The organism is Streptomyces sp. NPDC046925 (genome assembly GCF_040644915.1).
In the GTDB taxonomy this organism is placed as follows: Bacteria; Actinomycetota; Actinomycetes; order Streptomycetales; family Streptomycetaceae; genus Streptomyces.
In genome coordinates this window covers 1,360,203-1,372,898 of record NZ_JBEYWZ010000001.1, presented here as the reverse complement: position 1 = coordinate 1,372,898, position 12,696 = coordinate 1,360,203, and the positions used below count along the sequence as shown (strand labels likewise).

Here is a 12,696-nt window from a genome sequence, read left to right as displayed (position 1 = left end):
CGGTTCTCCGTGATCTTTCGCAGGGGTCCGGTGGCGGGCGCGACGCGGGGTTCCGGGGCCGGGACGTCATACGTCGCGTCGGCGCAGGCGCCATGTGGCCGTGCCGAGGAGCAGCAGGGTGTAGGCGGCGACCAGGCCGAGCGAGGGCCAGGGGCCGAGGCTGCCGACCGTTTCGGGGCTCGCGTCCGAGGTCTGGGTCAGCTTCTCCAGGGCGGCCGTCGGCGTCGCCCCCGCGACCCAGCGCCGGACATCGCCGAGCAGCGGGCCGAAGAGGGACGGCAGCAGCAGGACGCCGACCACCGTGACGACGGCTCCCGCCGAGTGCTTCATGAGGGTGCCGACCGCAAGGCCGAGCAGCCCGACGAGCGCGAAGAGCGCCGCGATGCCGAACAGCGCTGGCAGCGGCTCTCCCGGGGCGTACTCGCCGTCCTCCAGGACCGCGCCGCCGAGGAGGTACGCCGCCGCGCAGGAGACGAGCCCGGTGGCGTACAGGAGGCAGGCGAGGAGGGCCGCCTTCGCGGCGATGACCCGGCCGCGGCGCGGTACGGCGGTGAGGGTGGCGGCGATGGTGCCGCTCGCGTACTCGCCGCACACGGTGAGCGCGCCCACCGCGCCCGCGACCATGAGCGAGACGACGCTGAGGGTGAGGCTGCCGCCGAGCACCGTGTCATCGGGCTGCAGGCTGCCGCTCAGGCCGACGAACACCGCGCCGACGACGGTCAGCAGGCCGGTCGTCAGGAGGGTCCAGCGGGTGGAGCGCAGGCCCGCGAACTTGGTCCACTCGAAGGCGAGGGCCTCGCGGAAGCCGGGGACGGGCGGGGTGGTCGTCGCTGTGGTGGTCGTCGCTGTCGTCGTGGTCACCGGACCGGCTCCTCTGCCTCGTGCGCGTTTTCGTACGTCGTCGTCGCCGTGCCCCGGTACTCCACCGAGGTCCGCGTCATGTCGGTGTAGATCTCCTCCAGGGAGGAGAAGACCGGGGTGAGCTCGTGGACCGCCAGGCCGTGGGTGCGGGCCAGTTCGCCGATCTCGGCGGGTGCGAGGCCGCCGACCCGCCAGCCGCCGCGCGCGTCGAGGCGTACGGACGCTCCCGCCGCCTCCAGCAGGACCCGCATGCGCTGTGCCTCCGCGTCGGGGGTGCGCAGGAGGGTGGCGCCCCGGGAGTTGGTCTCGATGAAGTCCCTCATGCCCGTGTCCGCGAGGAGCCTGCCGCGGCCGATCACGATCAGGTGATCGGCGGTCAGTTCCATCTCGCTCATGAGGTGACTGGAGAGGAACACCGTCCTGCCGTCCGCGGCGAGGGACGTGAGCAGGTCGCGGATCCAGCGGATGCCTTCGGTGTCCAGGCCGTTGACCGGTTCGTCGAGGATGAGGACGCCGGGATCGCCGAGCAGCGCGGCCGCGATGCCCAGGCGCTGGCCCATGCCGAGGGAGAGGCCCTTCGCCCGCTGCCCGGCGACGTCCGTGAGGCCCACCGCTTCGAGGACCTCGTCGACCCGGCCGCCGCCGATCCTGTTGCTGCGGGCCAGGCCGAGCAGGTGCTGTCGTACGGTGCGCCCGCCGTGCACCGACCTGGCGTCCAGGAGGGAGCCGACCTCGCGCAGGGGTGCGGCGAGGCGGTCGTAGCGCCGCCCGTTGACCGTGACCGCGCCGCCGGTGGGCTCGTCGAGGCCGAGGATCATGCGCATGGTGGTCGACTTTCCGGCGCCGTTCGGGCCGAGGAAGCCGGTCACGCGGCCGGGGCGGACCGTGAAGGTGAGCCGGTCGACGGCCGCCTTGCCGCCGTACCGCTTGGTGAGTTCCCGTGCTTCGATCATGCCGTCGACGCTACGGAGAGCGGGCGCCCCGGACATCTGCCGTGGGGAGTCGGCCGCTACTCCCCCGGGAGTAGCGGGCGGCTTTCCCCAGGGGGCGCCGGTCAGGGGAGGCGCCGGCCAGGGGAGGCGCCGGCCGCTGATCCGGCTCGGCTCTCGCCCGCGCGGCTCGACTCTCTGCCGCGCGGCTCAGCTCTCGCCCGCGCGCACCAGACCTGTCTCGTACGCGAGCACCACCAACTGCGCCCTGTCCCGCGCCCCGAGCTTCGTCATGGCCCGGCTGACGTGCGTCTTCGCGGTCAGCGGCGACATGAGCAGACGGGCGCCGATCTCGTCGTTCGCCAGGCCGCGGCCCACCAGCGCGAGTACTTCGCGCTCCCGGTCGGTCAGCGGATCGAGGAGGCGCAGCGCCTCGGCCTCGGGGGCCTTGAGCCGGGCGAACTCCTCGATCACCCGGCGGGTGACGCCGGGCGCCAGGAGGCTCTGCCCGGCGGCGACGGTGCGGATCGCGGTGCGCAGGTCGTCCGGTTCGATGTCCTTGAGCAGGAAGCCCGCGGCGCCCGAGCGCAGGGCCTCGAAAACGTACTCGTCGGCTTCGAAGGTCGTCAGGACGAGCACCCGTACGGCATCGAGGGTGCGGTCGGCGACGATACGACGGGTGGCTTCGAGGCCGTCGGCGCGTGGCATGCGGATGTCCATCAGGACGACGTCGGGGCGGGTGGTGCGGGTCAGTTCCACGGCCGCGAGACCGTCCGCGGCCTCGCCGACGACGACCAGATCGTCGGTGAGGTCGAGCAGAGCACGGAATCCGGCACGAACGACGGTCTGGTCATCGGCCAGCACCACCCGGATCCGCCCGCTCATGCCACCGCCTCCCCACCAGAATTCACCGCACGCACCGGCCCGCTCGCGTCCGATGCCGACCCGTACCAAGATGCCCACCCACCGCGGCAACCTGCTCCCGACGGCCAGTCCACTCTTCGGCGGGCAGCCCGCTCCCGGCCGACAGCCCGCTCCCTGCCCGGCGGCGTCTCCGCGCCGAGACGGCACTCCGCCGCCCTGGCCCGCTCGCGACCGCTGCCCCGTCCAGCGCCCGACGACGCCTCGGACCCGCCGCTCACGCCGCGCCCTCCCCCACGGGAATCACCGCGCACACCCGCCACCCCCCGCCCGCCATCGGCCCGGCCTCGAGGCCGCCGCCCACCGCGGTGGCCCGTTCCCGCATGCCGATGAGGCCGTAGCCCTCGCCCGTCACCGCGTCCGTCGTGGGCCCGTCGTCGGTGATCTCCACCGTGACGGTGTCCTTGGTCGCGGCGACGGACACCGCCGCGTGCCGGGCGTCCGCGTGCTTGATCACGTTGGTCAGCGCCTCCTGGACGATGCGGTACGCCGCCAACTCCACCAGTTGCGGCAGCTCCCGGCCACCGGTGTCGGCGGGCAGGGAGGTGTGCAGGGACACCGTCAGGCCCGTGCCGCGCACCCCCGCCACCAGTTCGTCCAGCTGGGCGAGGCGGGGCGCCGGGTCGACGGAGGCCGCCCGCTGCCCCTCGCGCAGGACGCCCACCGTGGCCCGCAGCTCGCGCACGGCCTCCTTGCCGGACGTCCGCACCTGCCGCATCGCCGTCCGCGCCACCTCAGGCCTGCTGTCGAGCGCGTCGAGGGCGAGACCCGCCTGCACGGTCATCGCCGAGACCGTGTGGGCGATCACGTCGTGCAGTTCGCGCGCGATGCGCACCCGCTCCTGGTCGACCTTGCGCCGCGCCTCCCGCTCCCGGTCGGCCTCGGCGCGCTCGGCCCGGTCGGCGTACTCCTCCAGCAACTCCCGCCGTCCGCGCACCACTTCACCGAGCAGCAGCGGCACGAGGGGCCAGAGCATCTCCAGGAGCGGTGCGCCCTGCGGCTGGGCGACGTCCTTGCCCGCGATGACCGACACGACCCCCGAGACGAGCGCCGCGATCACGGCGGTACGCAGCGTGCGGCGCCGGCCGCCCTGCACGGCGAGGGCGTAGAGCGCGACCATCACCGGCAGATTGAGCAGCTCCCCGATGTGCCCGTAGAGCGCCCAGCCCGCACCGGCCGCCCCGGTGACGACGGTGACGGCGACCGGCCACCGGCTGCGCACCAGGAGAGCCGCGACGGACACGGCGTACAGCAGCCACGTCAGCCAGTCGGCCTGGCGGTGGCCGGGGTCGTTGACCGCCGCGTCCAGGCCCGTGAGGAGGGCGACGACAGCGGCCACGGCGAGGTCCGTGAGCTGCGGCGGCAGGGGCCAGGGGAGGCGCCGCTGCCAGGGGCGGGAGGCGGGGGTCACGGAACTCACGATAGGAGCCGCGTACGGAGTGTGCGTACGACAGCGGGAGTACCCCCGGATGTCCTCCTGGGCGCACCCCGAGGGGGTGTCCCTTAGTTAACCCTGAGATGTGTCAGGAATGTTTGACAGGTAGGAGTGCGCGTGTCAGATTTTCCTGACAGGCACGAAAGAGAGGCCACGATGGCCGAGGCCCCGACCCCGGAACCGACGGGCGACGAGCTGCTGAAGGCACTCAGCGCGCTGGGCAATCCGCACCGCATGCGGATCGTCGCGGCACTCACCGAGCGCCGCAATTACGTCAGCGCCCTCGCCCGTGAGATCGGCATGGGCCGTCCGCTGCTGCACATGCACCTGAAACTGCTCGAGGCCGCCGGTCTCGTCATCGGGTCGCTGGAGGTCGCCGAGGACGGCAAGTCCATGAAGTACTTCGAAGTGGCGCCGTTTCTCTACGAGTTGACGCCACAGCTGTTCGCCAGGGCGGTCCGGACGCTCTCGGAGCCCCGCTCGAAAGACACCACGAAAGAGGAAGCGAAGTGAACGGACAACTGGTGACGCTCGCGGAAGGCGATGCCGTGGGCCTCTGGGTCGGGGCCGTCGGCGCGGCCGGCTTCTTCCTTCTGCTGATCGTGATCGTCTGGCAGGTCGCCGCCACCTGGCGGGCCCGGATGCTCGCCGCCCGCGAGGAGCAGTACAAGGCCCTGGCCACGAAGTACGCACAACTCCTCGAGGACAACGTCGAGTTGCACCGGCGCTCCGTCGAGGAGCTGAAGCAGACCCGTGAGGAGCTGGCGCAGACCCGCTACTCCGTCAGCTCGATGGAGAAGATGATGCGCGAGATCGAATAGCGGCGGCACACCGCGACCACGGCCGGAGAACGGCCGGGTACGGCCGGGAGCGGCAACTCCCGGCCGTACCAGTGCGGCACACGCCCCGGGCCTCGACGGCCCGGACTCACACACCCACCCGTACGCCACGGCAGGTCATCACACCTACAGCGCCGTGGTGCGGGTCCCGTGCGCCCTGTGCCGGTCAGCGACCGGCGGCGCGCTCCCCACAGAAGGAGACTACTCATGCGTCCGCTGCTCCGGCGTGTCGCCACCGCCCCCTCGGGTCGGCGCTCGAAATGGCTGGTCCTCGCGGCCTGGCTGATCCTCGTGGTGGCCCTCGGCCCGCTGGCCGGGAAACTCGGCGACGTCGAGGACACGAGCGCCAACGCCTTCCTGCCGCGCGGCGCCGAATCCGCGCAGGTCAACACGGAGCTGGAGAAGTTCCGTGACGACACCGTCATGCCGGCCGTCGTCGTCTACACCGGCGGGGGCGTCAGCGAGCGGGTGGTCGCCGCCGACCGGGCTTCCTTCGCGGAGTTCGCCGCCAAGGGCGAGCAGGTCTCGCCGCCGGCGCCGTCGGACGACGGCAGGGCCCGACTCGTCGTGGTCCCGCTCTCCAGCGACGACGACGTGACCGACAAGGTCGACGAACTGCGCGAGATCGCCGGGGCCAACGCGCCGCCGGGCGTGGACGTCGAGGTCGGCGGTCCCGCGGCCTCCCTGACCGACCAGGTCGCCGTCTTCGACACCCTCGACTCGACGCTGATGATCGCCACCGGCAGCGTCGTCGCCGTCCTGCTCCTGATCACGTACCGCAGCCCGATCCTGTGGCTCTTCCCGCTGCTCTCGGTCGGCTTCGCCGCCGTCCTGACGCAGGTCGGCACCTATGCCCTCGCCAAGTACGCCGACCTGCCCGTGGACCCGCAGAGCTCGGGCGTCCTGATGGTGCTCGTCTTCGGCGTCGGCACCGACTACGCCCTGCTGCTCATCGCCCGCTACCGCGAGGAACTGCACCGCCAGGAGGACCGCCACCAGGCGATGGGGACCGCGCTGCGCCGCTCGGGTCCGGCGATCCTCGCGTCGGCCGGGACCATCGCGGCCGGCCTTGCCTGCCTGGCCTTCGCCGACATCAACTCCTCGCGCTCCCTGGGTCTCGTGGGCGCCGTGGGGGTGGTCTGCGCGCTCCTCGCGATGATCACCGTGCTGCCCGCGCTGCTCGTCGTCACGGGCCGCTGGGTGTTCTGGCCGTTCGTGCCGCGGCACGGCACCCCGGCGCGCAAGGAGCGGACGGTCTGGTCGCGTATCGGTGCGGCCGTCGCCCGGCGCCCCCGCTGGTCCTGGATGATGTCCGTCGCCGTCACCGGCGTCCTTGCGCTCAGCGCTGTGGGCATCAACATGGGCCTGACGCAGTCCGAGATGTTCCAGGACAAGCCCGAGTCGGTCGTCGCCCAGGAGAAGATCTCCGCCCACTACCCGTCGGGCGCGTCCGACCCAGCGAAGATCGTCACGAACACCGGGCAGACGGCGCAGGTGCGTTCGGCCGCGTCCGGCGTCGACGGGGTCGCCCGGGTCGAGAGCGGCGACCGCTCCCCCGGCGGTGAACTCACCCAGCTCTCCGTGGTGTTGAAGGACACCCCGGACAGCCAGGCCGCCAAGGACACCGTCGACGCGCTGCGTGACGCCGTGCACGCGATCGACGGCGCGGACGCACTCGTCGGCGGCACCACGGCGCAGACCCTGGACACCCAGCGCGCCGCCGACCGCGATCTGCGGACGGTCATCCCGATCGTCCTCCTGGTCGTCCTGGGCGTACTGATCTGGCTGCTGCGGTCGCTCGTCGCCCCGCTGCTGCTCCTGGCGACCGTGGTCCTGTCCTTCCTCGCGGCCCTGGGCACGTCGAACGTGCTCTTCGAGAGCGTGCTCGGTTTCGCGGGCGTCGACTGGTCGATTCCGCTGATGGGCTTCGTCTTCCTGGTCGCGCTCGGCATCGACTACAACATCTTCCTGATGCACCGCGTCAAGGAGGAGGCCGCCCGCCTCGGCCACTCCCGCGGCGTGCTCGAAGGCCTGACGAGCACCGGCGGAGTGATCACATCGGCGGGCATCGTGCTGGCCGCGACGTTCGCGGTCTTCGCCGGGCTGCCCCTGGTGACGATGGCGCAGATGGGCGTGATCGTCGGCGTCGGCGTCCTGCTCGACACGTTCCTCGTGCGTACGGTCCTGGTGCCCGCCCTGGCCCTGGACCTGGGCCGCTGGTTCTGGTGGCCGGGCCGCCTCTTCCGCGACCTGCGCGACGAAGAGGCCGACGCCGAACGGGCCGCCGTCACAGCGACGGCACCGGCCCCGACCCGGGAACCCGCCTGAGCAGCCCGCCCGGATGGCCGGGGCCGCGCGTCACGCGGCCCCGGCCATCCGCCGCTCTCGGCGGCTGCCGCTGTCTCGTCGCAGATCCAGGACACCGAGCGCCGTCCGCTCCAGGGCCAGCAGCAGGGCAAGAGCGATGGCGGCCACCAGACCCCACCCCACGTCGGGCAGCCACAGCAGCGCCATCGGGAGCGTGCCCCCGAGGAACGCGGGCAGCTGCCACAGGAGCGCCGCTGTCGCCAGCGCGGCGGCGGCCGACGCGACGGTGGTGAGGGCGATCCTGCGCCGGGAGCGGGCCCGGACCGCGGCGCGCCGTCCCGGCAGTTGGCGCAGGGCCGGGGCGACCGCGCTCAGGAGCAACACCGCGACGAGGGCGGCCGTGGCCCATGGCAGGGCGACGGCGAACCCGTCCGCCGGGGTGGTGCGGGGCGCGGCGCCGGAGAGCAGCTGCGCCGCCCCGATCGCGGCGTCGGCGAACTCCTTCGCGCGCAGCTGGTGGTAGGCGTTCTGCAGGACGATCACGGCGCGGTCGCTGTCGGGCAGCATGACCAGCATCGCGTGGTGGCCGGGCAGCGCCCCGTCGTGCCAGACCATGCGCTCACCCGTGCCCTTGAGCGTGCCGACCGACCAACCGAGGCCGTAGCGGCCCGCGCTGCTTTCGACGTGCCCGCGCTGGCTGTCGGCGATCCCCTTCGCCGAAAGCACCCGGTGGCCGTCCAGGACGCCGCCGCCCAGTTCGGCGAGGGCGAACCGGGTCAAGTCCTCTGCGCTGCCGCCCACATGGCCGTACGGGACGCCCGAAGTGTCGTAGGGCGCGTCGAACGGGACGGCGGTGCCGAAGACGGAGCGGTGGCCGGGTGCGACCCGCTCGCGGGTGAAGTCGCCTTCCGTGGCGACGGCGTGCCGCATGCCGAGCGGGTCGAGGATCTTCTGGTGCAGGTAGGTGCCGAACGGCCGTCCGGTCACCTCTTCGACCAGGGCGCCGAGTACGGCGTAACCGGCGCTGGAGTACTCATAGGAGCCGCCGGGCCGGTCGGCGGGTTCGACCCGCGCGAGATCGCGGGCCGCGTCGGCGAGGGCGCCGGGGGCATTGTCGTAGCGGTCCCCGATCTCGCCGGACGCCGAGGTGGGGATGCCGCTGGTGTGGGTCAGCAGATGCCGGACGGTGATGCGGTCGGACGCCTCCCGGTCGGAAAGACGGAACCACGGCAGATATGCGCGCACCGGCGCGTCGAGTTTCACGCGGCCCGCCTCCACCTGCTGGAGCACGGCAAGGCCGGTCACCGGCTTGGACAGCGAGCCCCACAGGAAGGGGGTGTCGGGCGTGACCGGCCGCCCCCGGCCGTCCTCGCCGAAGCCCCGCTGGTGCACGACGCGGCCGTCCTCGATCACGGCGAGCGCGGCGCCGGGTGTGTCCGTCGCGTCGAGTCGGCCGCGCACGAACGCGTCCACCTCCGACCAGTCCGCCGCCTCAACAGCCGCCTCAGCAGCCGCGACGGGTGGAGTCGGACCCGTCGCCACCACTCCCGCGAGGAGCACCACAAGTATCAACTGCCGTAAGAACGTGGGCCAATGATGCCTGCGCCCCCTCACTTCCCCTGCCATGTCCGCAGTCCTCCCCTGGTCGGCGTCCGGCGTTTTTACCATATGAGCATATGGTAAAAACGTTCCGCAAGGCCGTCGGCGGATACCCTGACGGCATGCCGAAGGTCGTCGATCACGAAGCAAGGCGCATCCAGGTCGCCGACGCCGTACAGAAGTTGGTCACCGAAGAAGGGCTCGACCGGGTCACCGTGGCGCGCACCGCCGCGACGGCGGGTTTCTCGGTCGGCCATGTGCAGCATTACTTCCCGACCAAGGACGAGATGCTGCTGTTCACCCACGAACGCGTCGTCCGGAAGATCCTCGACCGGGTCTCCACCCTGGGCGAACGGGCCACGCGGCAGAAGTTGCCGATCCGTGACGTGGTGGTCGAGGGGCTGAGCGAATGGCTCCCGGCGGACGCGCGCCGCCGCTCGGCGCACCGGGTGGTGCTCGCCTTCCTGGGCCGCACCGTCGACAACCCCCGCCTGGCCCGGTCCCACGCCGAGACGGGCAGGCTCATCCGCTCGATGCTCGCCACGGCCGTCCACAACGGCAAAGAGTGCGGCGAGGTCCCGGCCGACACCGACCCGGACCTCGCCGCCCTCGAACTCCACTGCCTGACCGAGGGACTGGCCCTGCAACTCGGCTCCGACGCCGGGACGGATCCCGACATCGCCGCGTCGCAGGCAGCCCTCGGCCTCGTCACCGCACGCGTCCGGGCCGTCTTCTCCGGCCACTGCCGCCAGTACGGGTGACGGGTAACGGGGTCAGTCGGTCAGGGTGACGCAGGGGAGGCCCACGCTGTCGCCGCCGCGGAAGCCCTCCGCGCAGAGCCGGGTGCCCGCCGGGAAGTGGCGCTGCGGGTAGGCCTGGTCCCGGTAGGTCCTGAACGCGGCGACGTCCTCCACCTTGGTGTGGGCGCTCCAGCCGTTGGTGGTCCACACGCGTGCGCTGATGCGGTGCGGCTGGTTGGTGTTGACCACCGACACCTCGACCCTGCCGAGATACGTGCCGCTGTCGTAGGTCTCGATGCAGACCGAGTGGTTGCACCACTTGCCGTCGGCCGCAGCGGGCGGCGCGCCGACGACGACGCAGCCGAGCGCCGCGGCCATGGCGCCGGTCCACGCGACGATCTTCCTGGTGATGCCGTGCATGTTGAGCAGGATGCGCATGATGAGTGCCCCTCAAGCTTTCGTCATGGCCCGGCCTGAGGTGCCGGGTCCCGGCCGACCAACGCGAGAGCAAGATCATCGGTTACGCGGCCTCCTCCGCTCGCGCCGACGGCTTCCCCCGCGCGCGCCGACCGGACAGGGCGTCGCCGTACACGTCGGCGAAGCGCGTCGCGTACCGCGGTGAAAAGGGCCAATCCGTTCCGCACGCGCCGACGAATCATCTGTGTCCGACAGGGTTGTGAGGGACCCGGACCGGACGAACGGAGGTGGCGACGGGCGCAGGCCGTCCCGGTGGAGTGGCGAGGCGTGAGCCTCCTCCGCCCGGACGCCGCCGTCGCCGCCTCCGCCCTGCCCCCTGCCGCCTGGCACCGGCACCGGCACCGGCACCGGCACCGGCACCGGCGACTTACCTCACCTGACTTGACCTGGCCTGACCCCGCGTCGGCGCGTCGGCTGTGACCATCCCAAGATTCACTCGTTTGAACGTGGTCAGGACGCAACGTCGTCAGCCTTTGGAAGGCTCTTGATCGATGAGCACATCGCAACGGCGCTCCGCGAGAGTGTCCGGGCGGGTGGCCCGTGACCAGGCCGAAGCCGTCATCGTCGACCAGTACACCCGGCTCGTACTCCTCGCCTATCTCACGCTCCCCCACACCCTCAGCAGGCACCGGCGCGTTCTCGTCGCGCACGCTCTGGTCCAGCGCTCCCTGCCCGGATTCCGCATAGCGCGAGCAGACCACCGTGTGCCGGGACAGCGAAGAAGCGCCCCCGTCCCCGCGTTGACCCGCACACGAGCGAGCGTGGTGCACGCGGCGCTCGCCCATGACCGTCGTCCGCGCGGCTGGCCGGGCTTCCTGCCGTCTCCCCGCGCACTGCGCCCCATGCTCCCGGTGGTCTGGGGGCTGAAGCTCTTCCCCCGTGCGGGCGGCGGCGAGGAGATCGCCCTGGGGCAGGCGCTCTCCGAGGTCTCCGCCCCCGCCCGGGCGGCGTTCGTGCTGCTCCAGCTGGAGGGCCTGTCCCGCTCCGAGGTCACCGAGCTGCTCACCGCGGCCGATGTGCCGGAGCCCGAGCAGGCGCTGATCGCCGCCCGCGGATTGGAGGCGACCGCGGGCGGGGCGACGGAAACGCTGTTGCGTTCGCGGGAGTTCGACGCCTGTTCCGTGCAGACCCGCCCAACCGATCTGCTGCGCCGCAGACGCCGGTTCCGGCTCGCCTGGCTCACCGCGGGGATCACCGCCCTCTGCTGTGCGGTACTGGCCACCACCGTCGGGCTCTCACCGTCGGACGAGCCAACCCGGACCATCGACGTACAGCCCGCGATCGACGCCGCCCAGTTGGTCCACACCCCGCGTGACAGCTGGGCCGACACCTCGCGCGTGGACTTCACGGCGTGGCCGGCGCGGGGCTCACGCGTCGGGGACACCGGTCTCGTCACTCGCGCCCTCGCCACCTGGACCAAGCCGCCGTCCGGCACCCGGGTCAGCGTCGCCAAGGCCACCAGCGACGAACCGCCGCCCGGCAACACCCAGTTGCTGTACGCGGGCGAGGTCGACGGGGAGGCGGTCGTCCTGTTCCACGACGGTCGGCGCGTCGTCCGCTACGTCGAACCGCCCTCCCCCCTGGACCCCGCGTCCCTGGACATCACCCGCAGCGACGAGGCCGACGTGACCACGGCCGCGTCCCTCGTCGTCAGCCGCAAGGCGGGCAAGGTCCGCTACCTCACCGCTCCCTGGATCGCCGAGGCCCAGACCCGTGACCTGCTGACCCCCAACTCCCCCGGCCGTCCGCTGGACGTGTCGGACGAGGGCGTCACCGACGCCGTCCCCGAACTGCCGGGCAAGGGATCGTGCGACAGCCTGCCGGTGCTGCAACTGCGCTCCTCCAGCAAGATCGTGGAGAAGCACGCCTTCCTCGTCGCCGACCTGGGCGGCCTCACCCCCGTACATCTCAGCTACACTCCCCTGCCCGGCACCGGAGCACCGCCCCGGCAGCCCCGCGAAGCCACCAGTACGGCGGCGCTGCTGAGTTGGGCCCGCACCGCGTGCCGGCTCCCCGAGATGCGCCACAGCGGGGTTCGGGCCGTCAACCAGTGGGACTTCGCCGAGCAGGACCTGCCCGAGCGAGGGGGCGACGCGGTGTGGTCCTGTACCCGGGCCTTCACCTGGCGCGGCCCCGGCGACATCCTCGTGCAGTTCCGTACGTCCAAGGAGTCTGCCACCGCACCGGCGAAGCTCGTCGGACAGGCACGGTCGACCGCTTCCTGCAGCCGGTTCGGCCAGCACATCGTGGCCAGCACCCCCTGGACGGCGGGCTCCGGGCAGCACTACCTCCTGGCCGCGGGCAGCCGCGAGGTCACCGGGATCGATGTGACGGGCGAGGTCAAGGCGTCCGGAAAGGACAGATCACTGGCCGTCAAGGCTCCCGCGGACCCCGATGTGACCGTGCGGGCGCGCATGAAGGACGGTGAGACCCTGGACGAGGTCGGCTCGCGGCCCTAGGCGGGCCGGGCCGATCGGAGCCGATGAGGGGCGGTGGCGGAGGCAACCGCGGCGTACGACCCATCCGACACCGGCGCGGCTCCGAATCAGTCACGTCCGGCGCGTACGGCCGGTCGCCGACATGCCGAG

Annotated in this window: 11 protein-coding genes; 5 read left to right on the top strand and 6 right to left on the bottom strand. The window is 72.3% G+C overall.

Annotated features, from left to right (window positions below; translation table 11 throughout):
- Nucleotides 1-66: 66 nt before the first annotated feature.
- The 4 genes from ABZ906_RS05685 to ABZ906_RS05670 form a co-directional block, all read right to left on the bottom strand.
- On the bottom strand, nt 67-861 hold the full coding sequence (locus ABZ906_RS05685; protein WP_361377722.1) for an ABC transporter permease subunit: 795 nt from the start codon (nt 859-861) through the stop codon (nt 67-69).
- On the bottom strand, nt 858-1,814 hold the full coding sequence (locus tag ABZ906_RS05680; RefSeq protein WP_361377719.1) for an ATP-binding cassette domain-containing protein: 957 nt from the start codon (nt 1,812-1,814) through the stop codon (nt 858-860). The genes ABZ906_RS05685 and ABZ906_RS05680 overlap by 4 nt, the downstream gene beginning before the upstream one ends.
- A 186-nt stretch (nt 1,815-2,000) precedes the next feature.
- Nucleotides 2,001-2,675, bottom strand: coding sequence for a response regulator transcription factor (locus tag ABZ906_RS05675; RefSeq protein WP_361377716.1), 675 nt, complete (start codon nt 2,673-2,675; stop codon nt 2,001-2,003).
- Between the two features lie 253 nt (nt 2,676-2,928).
- Nucleotides 2,929-4,122 carry a sensor histidine kinase gene (locus ABZ906_RS05670; RefSeq protein WP_361377713.1) on the bottom strand — a complete coding sequence of 398 codons (1,194 nt, stop codon included), beginning with the start codon at nt 4,120-4,122 and terminating at the stop codon, nt 2,929-2,931.
- Nucleotides 4,123-4,302: 180 nt separating this feature from the next.
- On the opposite strand from ABZ906_RS05670, the gene ABZ906_RS05665 reads away from it, so the two are divergent.
- From ABZ906_RS05665 to ABZ906_RS05655, 3 genes are all read left to right on the top strand, one after another.
- On the top strand, nt 4,303-4,659 hold the full coding sequence (locus tag ABZ906_RS05665; RefSeq protein ID WP_361186009.1) for a helix-turn-helix domain-containing protein: 357 nt from the start codon (nt 4,303-4,305) through the stop codon (nt 4,657-4,659).
- Nucleotides 4,656-4,967, top strand: a complete 312-nt coding sequence (locus tag ABZ906_RS05660; protein WP_361186006.1) for a hypothetical protein — start codon at nt 4,656-4,658, stop codon at nt 4,965-4,967. The genes ABZ906_RS05665 and ABZ906_RS05660 overlap by 4 nt, the downstream gene beginning before the upstream one ends.
- 225 nt (nt 4,968-5,192) lie before the next feature.
- Nucleotides 5,193-7,313, top strand: coding sequence for an MMPL family transporter (locus tag ABZ906_RS05655; RefSeq protein WP_361377710.1), 2,121 nt, complete (start codon nt 5,193-5,195; stop codon nt 7,311-7,313).
- A gap of 30 nt (nt 7,314-7,343) precedes the next feature.
- Here ABZ906_RS05655 and ABZ906_RS05650 read toward each other — a convergent pair whose 3' ends face one another.
- Complete coding sequence (locus ABZ906_RS05650) at nt 7,344-8,918, bottom strand: serine hydrolase domain-containing protein (RefSeq protein ID WP_361377707.1); 1,575 nt, start codon at nt 8,916-8,918, stop codon at nt 7,344-7,346.
- 95 nt (nt 8,919-9,013) lie between these two features.
- Here ABZ906_RS05650 and ABZ906_RS05645 point away from each other — a divergent pair, with 95 nt between their 5' ends.
- Complete coding sequence (locus ABZ906_RS05645; protein WP_361377704.1) at nt 9,014-9,652, top strand: TetR/AcrR family transcriptional regulator; 639 nt, start codon at nt 9,014-9,016, stop codon at nt 9,650-9,652.
- Between the two features lie 12 nt (nt 9,653-9,664).
- Here the strand turns inward: ABZ906_RS05645 and ABZ906_RS05640 are convergent, their stop codons facing one another.
- Complete coding sequence (locus ABZ906_RS05640; RefSeq protein ID WP_361185995.1) at nt 9,665-10,069, bottom strand: hypothetical protein; 405 nt, start codon at nt 10,067-10,069, stop codon at nt 9,665-9,667.
- Nucleotides 10,070-10,599: 530 nt separating this feature from the next.
- On the opposite strand from ABZ906_RS05640, the gene ABZ906_RS05635 reads away from it, so the two are divergent.
- On the top strand, nt 10,600-12,567 hold the full coding sequence (locus ABZ906_RS05635) for a hypothetical protein (protein WP_361377701.1): 1,968 nt from the start codon (nt 10,600-10,602) through the stop codon (nt 12,565-12,567).
- The last annotated feature ends 129 nt before the right edge of the window (nt 12,568-12,696 follow it).